The following is a 20,992-nucleotide window of genomic DNA, read 5'->3' on the forward strand; positions in this document are numbered from 1 at the left end:
TAATTGTCTTTGAGATATCGGTGTATTGTGATAGGTGTCCAAGATTTTCTTTCGGAAATCTAGTGAATAGGCTTTCATGTTTAGAAATTCAAGATAATTTTATCTCAAACATTGTACCCCATACTTTCGCAATCTGCTATATTGCGAATTGCCCGCCCAATCATGTTCAGGTAGCGCAACTTACCATCGGGACGAGTGAAGCGCACGTCTACATCGTAGGGTGTCCCCTCCTTAATTAAGCGATCAATTGCCCGTTGCAAGACTTGCTGATCCTGATCCGGATAACACTGAAGCCATTCCGCAAAACTGGGTAACTCTCCCTGGGGATCAAAGCCATAAATATGGAATAATTCTGCTGACCATTCTGGTTGTAGGGTTCTCGGATCACCGTCTGCTTTGATATCAATCTCCCAATTTCCCACTTGGGCGAGACGCTGGGCTTCTAATAGTTTTGCCTGATTTTGACGCAGGGCTGCCTCTGTTTTCATCCGCCCCGTTACTTCGACAATCACCCCGCCCACACCTCGACCATCGGTGCGAAAATTAACCGGGTAGTAACTCGCCATCCAGCAGCGTTCCTGATGCTGAGACACAGGGGTAGTGCCGCGAATCTCCACCTCGTTAACGGATTCATTGGTGTCAATTACCTGACGTAAACAGGGTTCAATCTGATCAGCTAAGTTAGGGACAATCTCACCCACAGTTTTACCCAGATGTTCTTCAATCGAATAGCCATTAATCTCGGCTAAGGTTTGGTTAATTCGTACAAATCTCAGGTTGTCATCAAATAAACAGAGTCCCACGGGACTGGCCGCATATAAGTTTTCTAAGATGGTGTTGGCTTGTTGCAGTTGGTTCTGAACCTGTTTTAGTTCATTAATGTTGATAAACGTCACGACAACCCCATCACTCTGATTTTGGTCGCACAGATAGGGATTGACCCGCATCAACAGATAATTATTCGATGAGGTGAGTCTCACTTCTTGTTCAACATTCTCTTGGGTTTCTATAACCTGTTCCAGAATCTCCAGCAAGTTCGGACACTCTAAATTATTGGTCAGATCAGCTAAAGGACGACCGACATCCGAAGCGCGGAGATTAATCGCATCGGTAGTGGCGGGGGTAAACTTACGAATCCGCAGATGTTTATCTAGGAACATCACGCCAATATTGGTACTGCGAAGTAAGTTGTCGATGTCATTATTAAGTTGGGTGAGTTCCTGAATCTTGGACTGATATTCAGCATTAACCGTGTAGAGTTCCTCGTTTACCGATTGCAGTTCTTCATTCGTACTTTGCAGTTCTTCGTTAGAGGCAAGCAGTTCTTCATTCGTCGCTTGTTGTTCTTCATTCGTGGTTTCTAATTCTTCAATCGTGACCTGAAGATTCTCACGAGTTTGCTGCAATTCATATTCTAGTTCAGTAATTTGCTGGGCAGCTTCTTCATCCACCTCAAAACGACGAGCCGCACTTGATGTCGAGGGTTCGGTTTCGACTTCTAAGACGACAATTAAATAATCTGCTAACGTCGGATTGCTGTCATCGAATCCCACCTGTACATTCACATTTTGTTCCTTGCCATCCCGATTCAATTTAATCCCGGTGTAAAGCACAGGTTGTTTATCCCGTTTGCTGCGATGTAAGGCGGTACTCAGCGGTAGTTTCAGCGACGGATGAATAATTTCAGTAATATCTAAAATGGCTTCGCCAACGGGAAACTGGAGCAATTGAGCAGCGTTATAAAAGACTCGTAGAAGTTGGTTGTCCTGATTCACCAATAAGCAGGTCATTTGCCGCTCACCCAAACTATAGCGAAGCACTTCTCCCATCAGTCGATCTAGGTGCTGTTGTCGAGATTTAGAGCGACTTGAAGTTGGCAGGGGAGTCACCACTTTCTGTCGGGTGATTGGCATCAATGAAAGTTGACTATCCCGATGTTTACGGAAAATTTTCCACTTAGAGTCTAAGGGAATAAAGTCATCTCCAACATCGCCCAAGGTTTCCGAACTCCCCAGAAACAGAACCCCTTGGGGTGCTAAGGCAAAGTGAAGTAAACGCAGCACCTGTTGCTGAAGCTTGGGCTGCATATAGATTAAAACATTGCGACAACTGACCAAATTCATTTTAGAAAAGCCCGCATTTTTGGTCAGATCATGGGGAGCAATAATCAGCATCTCCCGCAGCGATCGCTTCACTTGGAAGTGATTGCCATGAGGGGTAAAATAGCGCTCTAACCGTTCTGGAGAAATATCATTGGCAATGGTTTCGGGGTAAATGCCCTGAGCGGCAATTTCCAGGGCGTTGGTATCTAAATCGGTAGCAAAAATTTTGACTTGAACAGGTTTATTGGCTTTTTCAATCGCTTCATCAATTAAAATTGCCATCGAATAGGCTTCTTCCCCCGTGGCGCAAGCCGACACCCAAACGCGCAGTTGTTCTTGCGGTTGCAATTTCTCGATAAGTTGGGGCAGAACCTGGTGTTTTAAAAATTTCCATGCCCCGGCATCTCGAAAGAAGCAGGTGGCACCAATCAGTAAGTCTTGACGTAACAGTTTCTGTTCGTCTTCACTATCATTAACCAAATGAATATAGTCTTGTAAATTACCGCAGCCAATCAGGGCGCAGCGGTGGTTAATGCGGCGGCTTAAGGTACTAAATTTATAATGAGAAAAATCAATCTCTTCGCGTTCAGCTAAAATATCCAGAATTTGTTGTAACTGATTCGGATCAATTAAGCTGGCTTCTTCCGGTTTAGCCGAGGGACAATTATCCGAAAACCGGATAATTTCAAAAACAGTTTGCGCTAAATCTTCAGGGGAGAGAATCTCATCCACCAAACCCGAGGGAATGGCGCTGCTGGGCATACTGGTAAACTGGGCAGTTTCTGGGGACTGGACTAGGGCAACTCCCCCCATCCGACTAATCGCTTGCAATCCCTCATTGCCATCATTTCCGGTTCCCGATAGTAAAATCGCGATTGTACGTTCTCCCCATTCCTGTGCTAGGGATTGGAAAAACTGATTGATGGGATAATTAAAGGCGTCGGATTTCGCGTGTAAATGGAGTTGGCGATTCTCCAACACCAGATTTTTGCCCGGAGGCAGAAGATAGACATGACTCGGTTCAATCGTCATCTGATCCTGAACTTCCCGCACAGGCATGACCGTTTGCCGTTGCAGGATTTCGGTCATCATGCTTTTATGATTAGGAGACAAATGCTGCACAACGACGAACACGGCATTAGGATCGTCAGGAAGATTGTCAAAAAATGACTCTAAGGCTTGGACACCTCCGGCTGAGGCACCAATGCCAACGATAAAAAAGGTATTGGGATTTGGGTTGGTTTGGGTCATCGCTACTTATGGCGATACATCTTGACAAGAGCCGCAAGTTGTGAATTGAGAAGATTATCGGATTTATGGTTCACCCTGTCTCTTGGGAAACTATAAATGATTGACTGTCAAGCGTTTATAATACCTTAGTCTTGCTCAGAAAGCATCTGACTTTAGGTTGGTTTTAATGGCATCTTGCGCCTTGATCGGGGTTGAGAAGGAGTCACTTAGAAATCTGACTTGAGATCCATGTGCCTTATGAAAAGTTTATATAACTTAGACATATAGTCAGTTGAAATCACTTTAGCAAGAATGTTGGGTTTCATTCCCTGACAAATGACAAAAATGGTGATAACAGGGCATGGCAATGCCATGCCCCTACCACGGATTAGAACTAATTCATTCGGTAGGGGCACTCTGATTATCGTGTCCTGATCTAGATGGTTCCTCGAATCTTCATAATGTACCCAAAACCATCTTAGGCGCAAGCAATACCTCACCGTCTGATTCAATCACCTGAGTAATACCCAGAAACCTCCCATCTTCCTGGTAAACTCGCCGAATATTGGCAGCAGAATCAGTCGAAGTATCTTGATTCGTATTCTGTTTATCGATACTGTTATCATGTCCTTCTATCTTCTGCCCCCTATCCTCTACCTTTATCCGTTGACCCTGACACCAACGACGAGCATCGTCTGGCGATAAAATAACCTTCTCTAAATGTTTTAATGCGGCTTCAGGTGGAATTGGAGTAAAGGTTTCGGCTTGTATCTGTGCTGCCAATTCCTCTAAACTCAAGCTATTCTCTAACGTAAATCCACTGCTTTGAGTCCGAATCAGAGACGCCAAGGTTCCACCAGTCTTAAGCACCTCTCCCAAATCACGAGCAATAGAACGAATATAGGTTCCTGCACCACAGGCGATCGCCAGATCCAATTCCGCCAATTCCCCTGGACGCCAATCTAATACCTCAATCTGATACACTTCAACCTGTCGCCTGGGAATTTCCGCCGTTTTACCCGCCCGCGCTAACTCATACAGCCGCTTTCCCTGAACCTGAACCGCACTGTACATCGGGGGAATTTGCTCAATTGTTCCCTGAAACTGTTGCAGTAACGGCACAATTGTCTCCAGGGTTAATCCAGAAGCAGAAGTCGTCGCCACAATATCTCCCTCTAAATCATCGGTTGTTGTCTTCACGCCCAACCGAATCGTCGCCTGATATGCCTTATCTGAGGTCATATACTGTAACAAACGGGTTGCTCTACCCAGTGCGATCGGCAAAACTCCCGTCGCCAATGGATCTAACGTTCCCCCATGCCCCACTCGCTTCAGCCGCAATAAACGCCGCACTTTCGCCACACAGTCGTGAGACGTGAATCCTGTGGGTTTGTTTAAATTTAAAAATCCTTGCATTTGTCAACACAGATTACACAGACAGCATTGACATCCTCCCTCGCCGGAGACGAGGGATTCCCAAACCTCACGATTTGACGCTTCGACTCCGCGAGCGCGTCAACACCGAGCGGAGTCGAGGTGTTGAGTTTCTGCTTCCTACCCCTGAGACTACGCGGTAGCTGAGCCTGTCGAAGCTCAGGGGTTTTTCGCAACTGCCCTTTGGACTTATGTCCATCGGGTCTTATGTTCGCTCCACAGACTATCACCGCAAGCCCTGCGGCTAGAATATTATTTGCGGCATTAATATCTCGGTCGTGGTGAGTTCCGCATTCTGGGCAATCCCACTCTCTGACATCAAGCGGCAATTTATCAACAACGTGACCACAATGTCCACAGCGCTTAGAGCTGGGAAACCATCGGTCAATCTTAACCAGTAATCGACCGTACCACTGGCACTTGTACTCCAACTGACGAACCAGTTCGCTCCAGCTTGCGTCAGCAATTGCTTGAGCCAACTTGTGGTTTTTCATCATGTTCTTCACGGCTAAGTCTTCGACAACAATCGTTTGATTTTCACGTACCAGTCGAGTCGTTAGCTTGTGAAGAAAGTCTTTGCGGGCGTCGGCAATTTGAGCATGGATTCGAGCAACCTGCCGCCTTGCCTTTTCCCTATTATTTGAACCTTTCACCTTGCCAGACAATGCTTTTTGAGCTTGTCTCAACTTGCGTTTTAGCCGCTTAAAATGCTTTGGATTAGCAATCTTTTCCCCATCGCTGGTCGCTATCAAGGAGGTGACGCCTGCGTCAATTCCAATAGCTTTGTCAAGTTGAGGAAGCCTCTTAACCGTATGATCCTCAACACCTCGGCTCCGCTCGGTGTTGACGCTGAGCGGAGCCGAAGCGTCAACTAATAGAGAGACGAACCATCGTCCAGAAGCATCTAGCCTTACTGTAACCGTAGAAGGTTCACAGTTTTCTGGAAGGGTTCGACTCCAGCGAATTGGTAAAGGTTCGCGACATTTTGCTAACCATAATTGCCCATCTTTCCACTTAAAAGCCGAACGGGTAAACTCAGCACTACCGCCATTCCGCTTCTTTTTGAAGTTGGGGTATTTAGCACGACCTGCCCAGAAATTGGTAAACGCTTTTTGCAAGTTCCTCAATCCCTGCTGCAATGGTACGCAGCTAACTTCATTGAGGAACTGCAAGTCTTCTTGCTTTTTCCAATCTGTCAGCATGGCGGATGTCTGCTTGTAGTCAATCCGCTCCTGTCTTTCGTACCAACCTTCAGTTCGGGTATGCAACGCCAAGTTGTAAACCAGACGAACGCAACCCAACGTGCGGCGCAAGAGTTGTTCTTGTTCCGGCGTTGGGTAAAAACGGTATCGGTAGGCGCGTTGAGTCATGCCTCACATCTTACTGCATTTCCTGTGAAAACTGTAAACGGTAACCGGAGGCGCGGCTTTCCTCCCGTCGCTTTAAGCGAGGGTCTCCAGCCGCGAAGATAGATGACACAGATTAACACAAACAACGAAATAATCTCGCCGACAATCTAATCATCCTTTGCCTATTGAGAACTAACACCTCCGTGAAATCAGTGCGGCTAACCTATCCCACCCCACCCCTACCAGTTCGATAAAATCCGTGAAATCAGTGTTGCGATAAACAGCAACAACATTCAAGCAATACTAGCTGAGTGATTTCCTCCTTTGGGTAATGAAACTTGAAGTGGCACTGATAAATCAATTATTCAGTTACACAGCTTCCCAGATTCTATTTGAGGAACTATCAACGTTCTCGATGAATGTTGCTGCTGTTATGGTGTTTGTTGCTATCTTCTGATGAGACAGATATTAAATGAGACAGGTTTTTTCTTCCTCCTAACTTCATTCAACATTTGTAGACTAAGCTGTTTTATCTGTCGTCCAGAAGTTATTTAGCTTTATATTCAATTTAGCACGTTCTCTGAGATAGGCAACCCCTTGATAGAGTCTTTTACATTTGTTTGAAAACGACAAAAGTTTGAAACATAAGTTTACGGAAGCGGAATCAAAAACGGTGCCTGTGGTGGGGGTGAGGAGTTTTGCGGTTCATCCGTCTGTTCAGAAAGCTGATTTAGGGTTAAAGATTCCACTAAACTCAATGGCATAGCGTCTTGACTGAGGAATTGGGCATAAGCCGCATTCAGATAACGTTGGTATTCCGGTTGACCCGCAATATAGACTTGAAAAAAGGCAACACTCAACGCCTGGGTGTAAGCACGCCCGATCGCGGGATCAGGACCCATCACCTCTGGCGGCAATTCTACCGCCGTTGTCGAGACACCGAGGTTAGAGAAGTGAGTCCCTTTATTCTGCAATACCAGATACTTATTTGGCATGGTTAACCAAGTAAAGGGTTGAATCTGTTCCGGGAGGGCGGGTGCTACAGTATCACTACTTCCCGAAATTAACATCAAAGGGATTTGAATCTGAGCAAACTCCGATTTGCCAAAGATAGCACTCCCCACCGGATTAATCGCGATCGCGGCTTGAATCCGTGGATCACGAAAGTCATAGTCCGCCAGGGGTAACTCTAATGCCCGACATTGCAGCAACAGTGATACATTTAAGGAATCCTCTGCATTACCACAAACTTGCTGCAATCGTTCAAAATTCAGTTCCGCACCCGCTAGCGCCAACACGGTGTAACCGCCAAAGGATTGACCCAATACGCCAACATTATCCAGATCTAACTGTCCTCGATAGGATTGTTCCAGTTGATCCAGTAAAAAGGTAATATCCAAGGGACGGTCAATGAATTCTGACGGTGGCGTCACCTCACTGGCTAATCCTCGACTCAGGGCTTGTAATTGTTCCGCATTACTGCCAGGATGTTCCGGTAGGGCTACGGCAAACCCATAAGACGCCAAATGCTGGGCTAAATATTCAAACGTCATCCGATCAGAACCGAGTCCGTGGGAAATTACAATTAGGGGAGTTAATCCTTCCCCAGCCGATATCGAAGACGGTAAATACAAATCCACCGGAAATCGGCGTCCGCGACTGGGATCACTCAATGTCAGAGTTTGTTGAGAATAGGCAATAGGTCCCGGTTCGCGCAAATCAGGTAATTCGGAAAAGTCGGGTAGCATTTGGGGAAACTGGGACTCAATCTGGGCTTGAACTTCCGCCATCGCCTCCTGATTCACCCCTGCGATCGCTTGTTGAGTTTGCCGACTTAACCGAGATAGTTCTTCAATGATCTCAAAACTCCGGGCAGAGTTAATCCGTATCCCATAAGTGGGAAACTCCCGCAGTACATTTAATAAGGTTAGCCCCCCCGGTTTAGCCGCCGCTTTGATTAATGCCGCCCGAATCGCATAAAATCCCTCTTGACCGGCTTTAGTTTGAATCACTTCCCCTAACCGTTCCAGGATGGCTTCCCCTTGAGGCGAATAGAGAAACTGTGCGATCGCAACTGGACTCACATCGATGGGGGTAACTAAAACCTGCCGCAATTTTTCTAACTGTTGCGGTTCCACATAACTAGCATAAAACGCCAATTCTGGCTCAATTTTACCCTCGGTGGCGTAAATTTCCAGTGCCTCAATGGGCAGAGAAAATTCTAACGGACCATAAGGAATATAAATTTTCGTCGCCCCCTGAACCGGAGTCGCCATCACCACCATTCTCAATAGGGCGGTTGAAACCGCAGCTACACAAACTAAACCTGCTTTCGCGGGTTGCCAAACCCTTAATTTTCTGTTCGTCCGCCCAGGCAGACTTGGTTTCGTCTGGTTCCACGATTTCCCATCGTTCTGGTTAGGTACAATATCTGAGTTTAAATGGTTATTATCATTGGCTTCCACCTTACCACCTTGCTCCTTTCCTTCTGCCCCTTCTATCCCTTCTACCTTCAAACAACCTTCTGTCTTACTTTTCATACTTTAAAATTGATATCTTTTGCTATTAAAATCATCCCATTGCCCCCACCTCCATAGCTTGTGGAACTTGCGGCAACGCTTCATGTAGAAGAGAGCGGTTTTATCCTGATTATTTTCTTGACAAATTTCTTTAAATATTTTGTATCCCTCAGCAAATTTTCGGCTATAAAAAAGATGAATACCCAACTCAAACTTGCCTCGATGCTTAATTTTCAGATTAACCGACGTCAGGGGTTCGCCATCAAAGGCTTCAAAGACAGAGACGGCTTTTTTTCGTCCTTTAACCGGAACTTTACCTAAAAACCGATAATTATAGCTTAACGGATTATCCAAACTCAGCAAAAACTTTTCACTAAAGATAATCGACGCGCCAAAAATCTTCGTCAATCCTTCCAAGCGAGATGCCAGATTCACGGCATCAGAAATGACTGTTGCCTCCATCCGTTGTTCTTCTCCAATGGTACCTAGCATTAGACTACCATTATGGAGTCCCATGCCCACTGAAATCGGTAGGGTTCCGTTTTCTTCCTGCTTCCCGTTATAGATGGCGATCTGTTTTTGCATTTCAATCGCCGCGTCTAATGCTTCTTCGGCTTTTTCGGGAAAGACTGCCATGATCGCATCCCCGATATACTTATCCACAAAACCATTGTGCTGACGGATGGTGGGGACAACTTTCTTAAAATAATTGTTGATGAAATCAAAATTTTCCTGGGGCGACATTTTCTCAGATAGAGTAGTAAATGACCGAATATCGGCAAACATAATCGTCATATCTCGTTGAACGCAATCCCCTAATTGAGCCTCGCCGAGGTTGGTATACCCTAAAATTTGTAGTAATTTAGGCGGAATGAAGCGGTCACAGTTGGCATTGATCTGGTTCAGTTTCAGATAAGGATTAATTCGAGCAAGCATCTCATTGGGGTTAATCGGCTTCGTCCAATAATCATTGATCCGGTAGCTCCCTATCTTTTGCCAATCCGGTTGGTTTTCTTTATCGTCAACGAGAATAATCGGCAATTCATTGGCGGAGAAAAAATTGCGAATTATTTGACAAAGTTCATAGCCATCCATGGGAAAAATTCCGGCATCCACAATCAGCAAGTTAGGCTGAAAACCTTTTTCGATTTCCGCTAAAGCTTGACTGCCATTAGATACCCGTTTTACGCTGTAATTGGGAGAAGGCAAAAATAGCTGGAGCAGGGGTTGCCAATTGACCGATTCATTGTCTACAATTAAAATCTTGAATGATTGGCTAAAAACCGGGGAGGTTTTAAATTTGGTCGGTATTTTATTGGTGGGTTTTACTAGAGAGAGAGGCTTTTCCCCAGACGCCGCTAATCGGGTTTGTTGATTTCCAGAAATGGGTAGCGTCAAAATAAAGCGTGAACCCTGGTTGCCGATTGATTCAACCCGCAGTTGACCCCCATTGAGTTCGACCAGACGTCGGGTCAAGATCAATCCTACGGCGGTACTGCTGTACTGTTGGATGGTGGCACTATAGGCATTTTCTAGTAATTGCTCTGCCGGAATAGTGATGCCGATATCAGCGATAGTCAGTTTTAATTGATCAGGGGTAATCGTGGCTGAAACGTCGATCGCGCCTTGTTCGGTAAACTTAATCATGTCAATGATTAAGTTATACAAAATTTGCTGCAATTGATCGGCATCAGCCTTAAATTGGGGGAAATCACCAGCGATGGAGTTGCGTAATTGTAAATTTTTTTGCCGGATTAAGGGTTGACAAAGCTCTAACACGTCTTGAGTGATGGAGCGTAGATCGACTGACGGATTGAGAGGTTGAGGCGGATTGGGCTTTAAGCTGAAGGCATCGAAAAGGGTATCGGTAAAATTGGCAACCCGCTTAACGTTTGCCATCAATGCAGAAGGGTTAAGATTTGACTCCTGGGAAAGAAAATTAAGGTCTTGATCAGATAAATATTCAGCGATTTCCTGGAGGCGATCGCGAAAGGGTGGCTGTTGGTTAACGGGCTGGTTGAGAACGGGGAGCGTGGTATCTTTATTGGTGGTTAAGGCTTGGTTTGTGGCGAGTTGAGCAGCGATGATTGAGGAGATGCGATCGCCGGATTGTTTACGGTTGGGGTTATCCGGAAACGGGAGCGAGGCGGGAACCTCACCAAACCGAGGGTTTTGGGCATCATCTTGAACAGTAGAAAAAGCCTTAATCAATCCTAAGGCGATCGGGAGTGCCAAAATTAAACTCAGACTCCCTAAGCTCAAAACCAGCCAGAGGAGTTTCTGAGTGGGATAGAATTCTTCAGTAAGATACCCAGATGCCAGATAGAAAAAACCAAGATTGGTACTAATGATGGCAACGACACAGAGAAGGATGACGGAGCGTTTCATAAGGTTTAGAGTTTAGGATGGTTAAATGCATCGATTTAATCAAGTCAATGCCAACTCCCGGAATCTACAGGGGATCAAGAGTTGGTATTGGCGATCGGTTCTCAACGCTTCCGAAAAAAAACTATTATTTTACATCATCCGCCTCAAAATTAAACTGATCCGATAAAAATCTGCTAAATTTTTAGCACGGTGCTTCTTGCCAAAACCTGGGTAGCCGTAGGAGACTGACATCGGTAAAAAGTGGTGCTGGGTGAGATTACCTCAGCCAACGTGCTTTCTGGCAAGCGCCGATCCACTGAGTCATCGGAGAAGGAACATGACGGCATTACAAGGACGAGACGTGTTAGGTTTAGCTGACCTGAGTGCGGATGAAATTCACGAACTGTTGCATCTAGCTATCCAGTTGAAAACCGGTCAGGTTAACCTGCGATGCAATAAGGTGTTAGGGCTTTTGTTTTATAAGGCATCGACCCGAACCCGAGTCAGTTTTTCGGTGGCAATGTACCAACTGGGGGGTCAAGTGATTGACTTGAACCCCAATGTCACCCAGGTGGGTCGAGGAGAACCTGTGGTAGATACAGCCCGGGTTTTGGATCGGTATCTGGACATCCTGGCAATTCGCACCTTCGAGCAAAACGAACTAGAAACCTTTGCTGAGTATGCTCAGATTCCGATTATCAACGCCCTGACTGACTTAGAACACCCTTGTCAAGTCTTGGCAGACTTGTTGACCATTCAAGAATGCTTCGGCTCACTAGCGGGTGCGACGGTAGTGTACTTGGGAGATGGTAATAATGTGGCTCACTCACTCATGGTAGGATGCGCCCTCATGGGGATGAATGTCAGAGTTGCCACACCATCAGCTTACCAACCGAATAGTTTAATTGTAGATCGAGCTAAACAACTGGCGGTCAACAGTGAAGTGACGATTACGGATGATCCAAAGGCAGCCGTTAAGGGCGCTAATGTGATTTATACCGATGTCTGGGCAAGTATGGGTCAGGAGGCGTCAGCTGATGCGCGAATTCCGGTCTTTTTACCGTACCAGGTCAATGAACAACTGTTGAGTTTAGCGGCAAAGGATGCGATCGTGTTGCACTGTTTACCCGCCCACCGAGGCGAAGAGATTACTGACGAGGTGATGGAAGGTTCGCGATCGCGGATATGGGATCAAGCCGAAAACCGGATGCACGCCCAGAAAGCGTTACTCGCTAGTCTTTTAGGCGCTGATTAACAGGGCGGAGGGGATGGTTTAACGGTAAAGCCTATGGTTAAGTTGGGGCGGGTTTACTTGTATCTGGGTGAGGTCAAAAACGTTAATAGGGAAACCCGCCCCTACAGAAAACTGATTAAACATTGCTTTTAACGGAACAAGTATAGGACATTCGTACTACTAATGTCTTATAGTAAATAGTATTCGTTGAGTTGAATAATGGGTTTCAATTTAACCCCTCTCAGGGCAGATTGACTGCCATAAAGACTGGTAAGTCGAATGGTTGAGCCATCTGCTTGACAACTTGTAACGTCAAAATCTAGTGTAATTTATAGGATTATGGAACCCCTCACCCAAGCCCAGAAAGAACTCTATGATTGGCTGGTTGGTTATATTCAAACCGCCCAACACGCGCCCTCAATCCGGCAAATGATGCGAGCGATGAACCTGCGATCGCCTGCACCGATTCAGAGTCGGCTCGAACATCTACGCAATAAAGGCTACATTGATTGGACAGAAGGCAAAGCCCGGACGATTCGGATTCTCAGTAGTACGGCATCAGGAGTGCCTGTTCTGGGTGCGATCGCGGCGGGGGGGATGGTTGAACCCTTTATCGATGGGATGGATCGGATTGATTTATCCAGTTTATTCACCCAACCCGGTAATTTTGCCCTGCGGGTTACAGGGGATAGCATGATTGAAGCCTTAATTCGAGAAGGTGATTTGGTGATTATGCAACCCGTTCCTGAACCTGATCAACTGAAAAATGGTCAGATTGTCGCCGCTAGAGTCGAAGGATACGGTACAACATTAAAACATTTTTATCGGCAAGAGGATAGGATCACCCTGCAACCTGCTAATTCTAATTATCCGCCCATAGAAGTGGAAACAGAAAAAGTAGAGGTACAAGGTGTATTAGTCGGCGTCTGGCGTAGTTTTGAGTAGGGGCTTGGTTTCCAAGCCCCTTGCTTGGTTCCCAAACCCCTTGCTTGGTTCCTAAGCCCCTTGCTTGGTTCCAAAACCCCTAATTATTCACAATTGTCCAATTCGGCTCAATGATGACTGGGAACCACAGGGGGTAATGCACCCGTGCGGGAGAGAGGCGCTGCCATTTTTAATACCTTCTCCATCAGCCACGGTGCAATCCGACTGCACCAGACGGCTAAATGACTTTGCCATCCCACCAGGATTTCCGGTGAATAATCCTTTTGCAGTCCCGTGACTAGGGCTTTGGCAACTTGCTCAGGTGTCATGGGCATAACCCAGCGAAATAGCTGTAAACCCCGCACCATATCAGTATCCGTGAGAGAGGGGAGCAAGGCAATCACCCGGATATTATAGGGTGCTAGTTCGCCCCGCAAGGCTTGGGTGAAGCCTAAAATCGCAAACTTGGTGGCGGAATACGTCGCCATCGTCGGCGCGGCGACTTTGCCCATTAAACTGGAGACGTTAATAATGACTCCTTGGCGTTGAGCTGCCATTCGTTTGGCAAGCAGACGGGTAATCGTGTATAATCCCATCAAGTTAATTGCCAGCTCCTCCTGCATCTTGGGCAGTTTCGCGTTCAAAAAGGGAGTTTGGTGGGCAACGCCTGCACAGTTAACTAAGATGTGAACGGGTCCATAAGTGCGCCAAGCGCGAGCAATTGCTACATTGACCTCTACCAGTTGGGTTAAATCTAACGCCAAAATAGCGACTTCGACTCCTAAATTTTCAATTTCCGTCGCCACGGCTGCTAAACGTTGGCGATCGCGTGCGACTAAGACTAGGCGCTTAACACCTTGTTTGGCAAGTTCGAGGGCGATCGCGCGACCAATTCCCCGCGATGCTCCGGTAACCAAAGCAGTCTTTCCTTGAATATTCATGGCAAAAACCTCACTCTTGTTGAGTCTCACTCGGTTTTTTCCGATTATTCATGCTCAGGGGTACATAACTCCTCCTAACCGCCTCAGCATGAAGTGAGACATAAGTAATCAAAACGTTGGATTATCTCTGTCGTTGCACTAAAACTTTGAAGAGTAGGACTTGTTTCACGCTTCGCCATTTTTTAAGTGAATTGGCGAGTGATTTAGCGTTAAAACAGTAATCAAATCTTTGAAATTAACGGGTTCTATGAAAAGCTGACCCGTGAGTCGAACATGATCTCCAGTCATGCGGTAACTGCAAAGAGTGAATCATGATCATGATATGTCTCCAGTGGAACTCGGTGAATGTGGAAGCGTGAGTTGTTGATCGAGTGTCCCGATACATATCTGGTTGGTAATTCGCTAAATCAGCCAACCACCTGACCGTCAAGATAAACGCAGTGCTTATACAATTAGCCTCCTATAGACTAGATGAGCTTCTATTAGAATCGACTCATTACGCATACATTAGCAATTCTTTCAAGACAATGGCAATATTTTTTAATAAATTCCTTGTAACATTTGTTTACAAACTGTGAAAACCTTGTCCCGATTGACCTGTAGCTGGCTTAACCCTTCGCGAGTACAATGAACAATCAACAATGAACTATCAACTGATGAGAGCATTGATATAGCGCTACGCGCTAGGCTTTCTTGCAATAGGCAACACCTCGGCTTAGCTCTGCATAACGCCTAACTGCCTCTCGAATTAAATCATTGATTGACCTTTGAGTGTTTGCTGATAGTTTTTTGAGCGCTTCATACTCTTTGTCTGGCAATCTTAAGTTGTATTGTTAAATAATCCCATATTTGTGCTAATATGATATGAACTTAGCCCACAGGATGAGAAACTCCAAAAACAAACGTGTCAGCTAAGTTACTGAACCATGACAACTAAAGATATAGGGTTGCACCAAGAAGTATAGAAATATAGCCGTTGGTGCGTAAAATCTTCACGGTTGGAAGATACCAAAGTATCCATACAGCCCTGAGCTTGGTCGAAGGGTCGAGGTGGGTAGGGCGTTTTGACTGCGCCAAAGTTTAAGTAAAATTAAGCTGAGAGATAAAGTGAAGTGATGCGGTTTTAACCCGTCACTGAACAACGTCTGGCGAATCCACGTTTTTCAAAGCGTGGAGAAGTCAAAAAAAAAGTGACGATAGTAAAACTAATCGTCACGGATTTGATGAAAACCCTTTCATTCCTTCACCGCTTAAGCGATAATCATCATGCCTTAATTCGAGACTTCTGCCATTTCAATAACACGCCCCTCTAAATCCTTGACTAAAAAATTCAACGGTTTTTGAGCGCGAACCTTATACTTGAGGCGTCGCATTTGTACCCGCATCAACACTTGTTCTAAGCAATCATGATCAAAGCAGACATGGCGGTGTCGATTTTTATTCCCATAGCTGGCACCGGAAATGACATGGAGTTGGGTATTTTTTTTAAGCTGATACCAAAGTCCCTCGGTTCCTTGGAGTTGAGTCGCACTCGTGGTTCCGGTATTGGTAGATAGATAGAGGGGATCGATCCCAGTTGCACCTAGGGTTTGCTCATAGTTGTAGTAGTAATGTAAGGGAACTTCCGCTGCGGACAATTCCAGCAAGCCTTCGTAAAACTGCCGTGCCACCTCCAAATCAGACACCATAATGGTATGTACTTTTGGCGCACTGGTGAGAAACATCCACATCGCCACCGCGTAAGCTGCCAAGAGCATAACCATAATGCCTTGGGTGGAAAAAAGGCTATCTAATGGCAGAGACGGTAAAAAAGCACCCAAAGGCAGGAGCGGTAGTCGAAAGGCAATAATATCAACTGATAGAATCATTCTGACAAGCTATGTTGAGTTGATTTAAGTTTGACGAATCGGTTTTCCTGTTACAGGTTTATGATGAATACCATCTGATGTCCTATAGATGTTACTAGATGTTACTAATTTTAGCTAAGCTCAACGAGCTATGCTAATGCTCTGGTAGGTACAACTTACACGCTAAGTATGATAGGCGTCAGCAACTCACTGTTAAATCCTTGACAAAAGGGATAACACCTGCATAAGGGAGGCATCTACTGGAGAGTTAACGCCGCGCATTCGGAATTCTAGCTAGAACGTAAAGACTGTGCATATTCCACATTTTTCTGAATCCAACCATCCGCTAGTCAAATCCCTGTTCCACTACAGCGATCGCGAACTGGTGACTCTGTTTCAGCGCTATCCGGAACAGGGAAAGTATTTCACGGCGATTTTTTGCCGCTATAGTCCGATTGTCTATACCTTAATTCGTCATTCCGCGCGATCGCCTGTGCAAGCTGACTACCTCTTTGCCCTTACTTGGCGTCATATTTTCTATGAATTGCGGGGAATGGACTTTATCAAAGAGGCGGCGAGTGAATCCAATACCTTCCAAAGCTGGCTGATTAACATGACAGCCGTCTGCATCAATCAAGCCGAGTTACCCCCAGTGGAGTCTATTCACTATAGCCTGCAAGCCGCACCACCGCCATTATGGTGTTATCTGGAGGCGGCATTAGAGCAGTTACCTGCGCTCATGCGGTTAATCATCATCATGGCTTTAACTTTTAAGTGGAGTGAAACCCGAATCGCCGCCTATTTACAAGCCGAAGGCGAAGCGATCGCACCCGCTCAAGTCAGAAATCAACTCCAGCAAGGGTATCAGCGATTAGAGGCAAACTTACCCGATGATATTCGCGAGATTTACTTACAGAAAGCGACGGATAATGCCGAGGGCAAGTCCGAATTCAATGCTGTCCCCGTATAAACTAAGGATAGAAATTTCTGATCCCGATTAAAAAATCTCCCGATCATGACATGAACAGAGGATATCTCTCGGTGAAGGTGATTCGTCGCACAGCGATGGCTCTGATTTCTGGGGCGGTACTGCTGGCGAGTAACCCGGCTCAAAGTCAAACTGTCTCCAATGACACCGAGGGGTTTGACTTACAAGAGCAATTGACGATTCCCTTAGATAGCACGATTCAACGGGAAGCTAGAAATGAGGCGGATGTACTGTTGCGCCTCGGCGGAGAGGCAAAGCGTCAAGAAAATTTGCAAAAAGCGATCGCCTATTGGCAACAGGCGTTGGATCTTTATCAGAAAATTGGCGATTTTGAAGGACAGGGCTTAGCTTACAATTATATCGGTCTCGCTTACGCTGATTTGGGACGCTTTCCCCAAGCTGAAGAGTCTCTGCGCCGTCGGTTAGGGGTTGCTCGTTTCCTCCAAGATTTTCAGGGACAAATTTATGCCTTGAATAACGTGGGTACGGTGCTGCTGCAATCGAACGATCTCGACGCCGCTCAAGAAAGCTTTACTGAAGCCCTAACCATTGCTCGCACGGTGGGCAATCGCGAAGGGGAAGGACTTAGTTTGAGCAACCTGGGTTTAGTCGCGGCTCGTGCGGGTGATTATTTAGAGGCGATTAAACAGTATAAAGCGGCGATAACCTTGCGGCGGCGATTAGGCGATCCCTTGGGAGAAGCAAATACCCGTAATAATTTAGGCGATGCCTATTTCGCGATCGCCTCCTACAAAGATGCGATTGGCTCCTATCGCTATACCTTACAACTGGCACAAGATAGCCAGGATATTCCCAATCAGTTTCGCGCCTTGCGGGGATTGGCGAAATCGTACAGCATCATTGGTCCAGATTTGCTGGCGATTCGATATCTGAATCAGCATCTCGCCTTAGCCCAAGAACAGGAAAGCTTAAGCAGAGAACTCGTTACACTACGGTTATTTGCCGAATTTTACCTCGCCAGAGGCAATGTAGTGCAAGCGAAGCAATTTTACGAACAAGCGATCGCCCTTGCCAATGCGATCGGCGAAACTCAGCAAGAAGCCTTATTACGGAATCAGTTAGCCCAACTCCTTTATGACAGAGGGGATTGAACTTCTATAGCACTACGCATTAAGGTTAGGACATAAAAGAAAAATTAAAATCGCTCAATCCCTTGTCAGGTAAGCGTTTTTCTTCACTATTGCCCATTGCCTATTGCCTAGCGCGTAGCGCTATATCTTCCTCAACGCCGAGCAACAAGCTTGGTGTTGGGCATCTACAATAAGTTGCTTGTTAACTCCCCAGGCCGGATTCGAACCAGCGACCAATCGGTTAACAGCCGACCGCTCTACCACTGAGCTACTGAGGATCATGACTTCAACGCTTGCCACGATTACTAATCTTACCCAGTAAAGGGATGATTTGGCAAGTCCTCTGGCAAATTTTTTTTTAGAGCATCCGCTGTTACGCCTTCGGGTTTCCCGCCATACCTGTAATTTCTCGCCAAAAAAAAGGCTGAAACTCCTTTGGTTAAAGCATTTCAGCTCATACTGTTTTTTGCCTTCATTGCCGATGCGTCAAGCAGCGCGATCGCGGATCTATACTCAATCGGGATCAACTCCCCCTGTTTTGATCGGGGACAAGGCAGAGGACAAAGGCTCCAAGACACGAGGAAACAGTAGTGCGAGCGTCTCGCTCGCTAAGTGACAGCGTTAACCAACCAGGAATTCATACATCTCTCTCCTGCTATTGCCTATTGCCTATTGCCTATTGCCTTTTTCCCTATAAACTTAATCCCATTGTGCGATAATGTTTAATACATCACCAGGATGGTCAACTAAAAAATCAGGATTGTATTGGTTTAATACACTGAACGAATTAAATCCCCAAGTTACGGCTATCACCTTTATGTTAATCTTCTTGGCGGCGGAGATATCTCGCGTTTCATCTCCTATATACATAAGAGAGTTAGATTGAAAGTAGTGATATTTGATCAAGTTTATTAAAGCGCGTGATTTACCAAAAATTGAAGGTTCTGAACAAATAAAACTAAAAAAACAGTCTAAACCATGCATTCTAAAGAATTCTTTAACATTCTCTTCGCTATTTGACGTTAAGATGCCGATAATTTTTCCTTGATTTTTCAACTCCTTTAACAACTCAGGGATTCCAGCAACAGGCTTTAACGATTCAATATCCTGATGTAATTCTGATTGAATTCGCTTCAGCAAAAAAGGAATCTTGAATAATGGAACTCCTGATTCTTTAATAATCTGGCGAGCGCTTAAATTTCTAACTCTCTCAATATCTGATGGCATTAACGGTTTATATCCAAAGTCGTCTGCTAAACGATTCGCGATCCGGACGATCGCGTTGAAAGTATCCGCTAAAGTGCCATCAAAATCAAAAACAATGACTTTTATACTCATGAGTTGGCTCCGACAATTGACAATAACCGAAATGTCAACAGATGCCTCAAAATCTATCTAGACATCCCGCTGAAACACCAACGTCGGAACATCTCAGTTTCTTGTCCAAGATTTTTTCCGAATTCCGTAAGCGTAGGATCTATAGTGCAGGGAAAGATAAAAAACTTGACATGACAGCATGAAAACCAAGTAAAATCCGGGTTGTAGGGATAAACACTGGGGCAGATAGCCTGATCACTACAGCCACTGGCACGGGCAGAATGACTGTATGATAAACGTTAATGGCTGAAAAACTCAAATGTTTCAGAAATTTACTGAAGTCCTAAATTATATTGCTAGTCATCCAGACAACTTTAGGGAAGCCCTAGGGCAACATTTGTTATTGGTACTCGTACCACTGACAATCAGCTTGGTGCTGGGTTTACCGTTAGGGCTGCTGAGTGCGCGATCGCGCACTGCCTCAACTGTCTTGATTAATACCGTCAATGGCTTACGAGTCATTCCCAGTTTAGCGATTTTATTCGTTGCCATTCCCTATTTGGGGCTAAGTTTCAAATCGGCGGCGGTAGCGTTGACACTTTTAGCACTACCACCGATTTTGATCAGCACAGATGTTGCCTTTCGCAATATTGAACCTACTATCATCGAAGCCGCCAAAGGAATGGGGATGTCTCCCCGGCAAATTCTGCAACAAATCGAAATCCCGTTAGTCTTACCCGTCATTATTGCTGGGATTAAAACGGCGACAGTTGAAGTAATTGCCAGTGCGACTCTGGCTGCTTTTATTGGCGCGGGGGGATTAGGGAGTTTTATTGTGTTGGGGTTTGCGCTTTATGATCAAAGTATTTTATTAGTGGGTGCTATTCCTGTGGCAATCTTGGCATTAGTTGCGGAGGTGAGTTTGACTGCTTTACAACGATTGACATCCTCACATAGCGCGTAAGAGAAAAAGATGGTACAGACACCTGCTAGTCGAGAAACTGAAACCCTATCGATTGAATTGCCTAAGGCGATTGGGCTGTACGTCACCCAGGAACAGTTTGCTGCTTTAGCCGCAGCCAATCGCGACTTGAGACTGGAAAGAAGTGCAAAAGGAGAGTTAATTGTGAACCCACCAACAGGCTGGGAAACTGGGAGACGCAACCGCAGCCTCACCGGACAACTTGATCGCTGGTACGAAGAAAATGAGGATTTGGGTGAAGCCTTTGACTCCTCGACTGGCTTTATTTTACCCAATGGTGCAACTCGCTCTCCTGATGCCTCTTGGGTGAGTCGGGAACGTTGGCAGGCGCTTACTCCGGAACAAAAAGGAACCTTTGCTCATATCTGCCCAGATTTTGTGGTTGAGTTACGCTCTAGTTCAGATACTCTCAAGTCTGGGCAAGATAAAATGAGGGAGTATATCGACAATGGCGCTATATTGGGCTGGTTAATCGATCCGCAGCAGCGACGGGTGGAGATTTATCGAGCGGGTAAGGATGTGGAGGTGTTGGAGAATCCGGCTGAATTGTCGGGTGAAGCAGTGTTACCAGGTTTTGTGTTGAATCTGCGTCGAGTTTGGGATTGAAAATGGTAAGTAGGTGGGGACAATTACAGTTAACGGTGGAGATCGTCATTCGTCATTCGTC

General features: G+C 45.7%; 16 protein-coding genes and 1 tRNA gene. 7 read left to right on the forward strand and 10 right to left on the reverse strand.

The genetic code is table 11. The annotated features are described in order from the left end of the window. Window positions 1-104: 104 nt before the first annotated feature. The 5 genes from RIG66_RS11645 to RIG66_RS11665 form a co-directional block, all read right to left on the reverse strand. Entirely contained in the window at window positions 105-3,353 is a 3,249-nt protein-coding gene (locus RIG66_RS11645) for a chemotaxis protein CheB (protein WP_446378168.1), read from the reverse strand. 435 nt (window positions 3,354-3,788) lie between these two features. After that, complete coding sequence (gene truB, locus RIG66_RS11650) at window positions 3,789-4,748, reverse strand: tRNA pseudouridine(55) synthase TruB (protein ID WP_446378170.1); 960 nt, start codon at window positions 4,746-4,748, stop codon at window positions 3,789-3,791. After that, window positions 4,733-6,136, reverse strand: a complete 1,404-nt coding sequence (locus RIG66_RS11655; protein ID WP_446378172.1) for an RNA-guided endonuclease InsQ/TnpB family protein — start codon at window positions 6,134-6,136, stop codon at window positions 4,733-4,735. The genes truB and RIG66_RS11655 overlap by 16 nt, the downstream gene beginning before the upstream one ends. Window positions 6,137-6,765: 629 nt before the next feature. Continuing rightward, the gene (locus RIG66_RS11660) at window positions 6,766-8,400 is read right to left on the reverse strand and encodes an alpha/beta hydrolase (protein WP_446378230.1); all 1,635 of its coding nucleotides are present in this window, start codon (window positions 8,398-8,400) and stop codon (window positions 6,766-6,768) included. Between the two features lie 258 nt (window positions 8,401-8,658). After that, entirely contained in the window at window positions 8,659-11,022 is a 2,364-nt protein-coding gene (locus RIG66_RS11665) for an adenylate/guanylate cyclase domain-containing protein (RefSeq protein ID WP_446378174.1), read from the reverse strand. 25 nt (window positions 11,023-11,047) lie between these two features. Here RIG66_RS11665 and RIG66_RS11670 point away from each other — a divergent pair, with 25 nt between their 5' ends. The 3 genes from RIG66_RS11670 (at window position 11,048) to lexA (ending at window position 13,180) form a co-directional block, all read left to right on the forward strand. After that, the gene (locus tag RIG66_RS11670) at window positions 11,048-11,188 is read left to right on the forward strand and encodes a hypothetical protein (RefSeq protein WP_006105627.1); all 141 of its coding nucleotides are present in this window, start codon (window positions 11,048-11,050) and stop codon (window positions 11,186-11,188) included. Window positions 11,189-11,338: 150 nt separating this feature from the next. Beyond that, window positions 11,339-12,256, forward strand: coding sequence for an ornithine carbamoyltransferase (gene argF / locus RIG66_RS11675; RefSeq protein WP_446378176.1), 918 nt, complete (start codon window positions 11,339-11,341; stop codon window positions 12,254-12,256). A gap of 318 nt (window positions 12,257-12,574) precedes the next feature. Further along, window positions 12,575-13,180: a transcriptional repressor LexA gene (gene lexA, locus RIG66_RS11680; RefSeq protein WP_446378178.1), complete on the forward strand. Its 606-nt coding sequence runs from the start codon at window positions 12,575-12,577 to the stop codon at window positions 13,178-13,180. 107 nt (window positions 13,181-13,287) lie between these two features. Here lexA and RIG66_RS11685 read toward each other — a convergent pair whose 3' ends face one another. From RIG66_RS11685 to RIG66_RS11695, 3 genes are all read right to left on the reverse strand, one after another. After that, window positions 13,288-14,100 (reverse strand): SDR family NAD(P)-dependent oxidoreductase, encoded by an 813-nt coding sequence (locus tag RIG66_RS11685; protein WP_446378180.1) that lies wholly within the window; start codon window positions 14,098-14,100, stop codon window positions 13,288-13,290. Window positions 14,101-14,783: 683 nt separating this feature from the next. Continuing rightward, on the reverse strand, window positions 14,784-14,918 hold the full coding sequence (locus RIG66_RS11690; protein ID WP_446378182.1) for a ribbon-helix-helix protein, CopG family: 135 nt from the start codon (window positions 14,916-14,918) through the stop codon (window positions 14,784-14,786). Window positions 14,919-15,371: 453 nt separating this feature from the next. Continuing rightward, window positions 15,372-15,968, reverse strand: a complete 597-nt coding sequence (locus tag RIG66_RS11695; protein WP_446348101.1) for a glyoxalase-like domain protein — start codon at window positions 15,966-15,968, stop codon at window positions 15,372-15,374. A gap of 289 nt (window positions 15,969-16,257) precedes the next feature. Here RIG66_RS11695 and RIG66_RS11700 point away from each other — a divergent pair, with 289 nt between their 5' ends. Beyond that, the gene (locus RIG66_RS11700; RefSeq protein ID WP_446378184.1) at window positions 16,258-16,917 is read left to right on the forward strand and encodes an RNA polymerase sigma factor; all 660 of its coding nucleotides are present in this window, start codon (window positions 16,258-16,260) and stop codon (window positions 16,915-16,917) included. Window positions 16,918-16,967: 50 nt separating this feature from the next. After that, window positions 16,968-18,047, forward strand: a complete 1,080-nt coding sequence (locus RIG66_RS11705) for a tetratricopeptide repeat protein (RefSeq protein WP_446378186.1) — start codon at window positions 16,968-16,970, stop codon at window positions 18,045-18,047. Window positions 18,048-18,232: 185 nt separating this feature from the next. Here RIG66_RS11705 and RIG66_RS11710 read toward each other — a convergent pair. Both RIG66_RS11710 and RIG66_RS11715 read right to left on the reverse strand, forming a co-directional pair. Then, window positions 18,233-18,304: transfer RNA gene (locus tag RIG66_RS11710), tRNA-Asn, on the reverse strand. 421 nt (window positions 18,305-18,725) lie between these two features. Continuing rightward, the gene (locus RIG66_RS11715) at window positions 18,726-19,364 is read right to left on the reverse strand and encodes an HAD-IA family hydrolase (RefSeq protein WP_446378188.1); all 639 of its coding nucleotides are present in this window, start codon (window positions 19,362-19,364) and stop codon (window positions 18,726-18,728) included. A 298-nt stretch (window positions 19,365-19,662) separates the two neighbouring features. Between RIG66_RS11715 and RIG66_RS11720 the strand changes: the two genes are divergently transcribed. Both RIG66_RS11720 and RIG66_RS11725 read left to right on the forward strand, forming a co-directional pair. Next, window positions 19,663-20,307 (forward strand): ABC transporter permease, encoded by a 645-nt coding sequence (locus tag RIG66_RS11720; RefSeq protein WP_006105685.1) that lies wholly within the window; start codon window positions 19,663-19,665, stop codon window positions 20,305-20,307. A 9-nt stretch (window positions 20,308-20,316) separates the two neighbouring features. Next, window positions 20,317-20,931, forward strand: a complete 615-nt coding sequence (locus RIG66_RS11725; RefSeq protein WP_446378191.1) for a Uma2 family endonuclease — start codon at window positions 20,317-20,319, stop codon at window positions 20,929-20,931. Window positions 20,932-20,992: the final 61 nt, after the last annotated feature.

Source organism: Coleofasciculus sp. E2-BRE-01 (genome assembly GCF_040221695.1).
Classification (GTDB): Bacteria; Cyanobacteriota; Cyanobacteriia; order Cyanobacteriales; family Coleofasciculaceae; genus Coleofasciculus.

Coding starts and splice junctions, on each gene's coding strand:
- RIG66_RS11645 (WP_446378168.1), bottom strand. CDS start 3,353: ATGACCCAAACCAACCCAAATCCCAATACCTTTTTTATCGTTGGCATT.
- truB (WP_446378170.1), bottom strand. CDS start 4,748: ATGCAAGGATTTTTAAATTTAAACAAACCCACAGGATTCACGTCTCAC.
- RIG66_RS11655 (WP_446378172.1), bottom strand. CDS start 6,136: ATGACTCAACGCGCCTACCGATACCGTTTTTACCCAACGCCGGAACAA.
- RIG66_RS11660 (WP_446378230.1), bottom strand. CDS start 8,400: ATGGTGGTGATGGCGACTCCGGTTCAGGGGGCGACGAAAATTTATATT.
- RIG66_RS11665 (WP_446378174.1), bottom strand. CDS start 11,022: ATGAAACGCTCCGTCATCCTTCTCTGTGTCGTTGCCATCATTAGTACC.
- RIG66_RS11670 (WP_006105627.1), top strand. CDS start 11,048: ATGCATCGATTTAATCAAGTCAATGCCAACTCCCGGAATCTACAGGGG.
- argF (WP_446378176.1), top strand. CDS start 11,339: ATGACGGCATTACAAGGACGAGACGTGTTAGGTTTAGCTGACCTGAGT.
- lexA (WP_446378178.1), top strand. CDS start 12,575: ATGGAACCCCTCACCCAAGCCCAGAAAGAACTCTATGATTGGCTGGTT.
- RIG66_RS11685 (WP_446378180.1), bottom strand. CDS start 14,100: ATGAATATTCAAGGAAAGACTGCTTTGGTTACCGGAGCATCGCGGGGA.
- RIG66_RS11695 (WP_446348101.1), bottom strand. CDS start 15,968: ATGATTCTATCAGTTGATATTATTGCCTTTCGACTACCGCTCCTGCCT.
- RIG66_RS11705 (WP_446378186.1), top strand. CDS start 16,968: ATGAACAGAGGATATCTCTCGGTGAAGGTGATTCGTCGCACAGCGATG.
- RIG66_RS11715 (WP_446378188.1), bottom strand. CDS start 19,364: ATGAGTATAAAAGTCATTGTTTTTGATTTTGATGGCACTTTAGCGGAT.
- RIG66_RS11720 (WP_006105685.1), top strand. CDS start 19,663: ATGTTTCAGAAATTTACTGAAGTCCTAAATTATATTGCTAGTCATCCA.
- RIG66_RS11725 (WP_446378191.1), top strand. CDS start 20,317: ATGGTACAGACACCTGCTAGTCGAGAAACTGAAACCCTATCGATTGAA.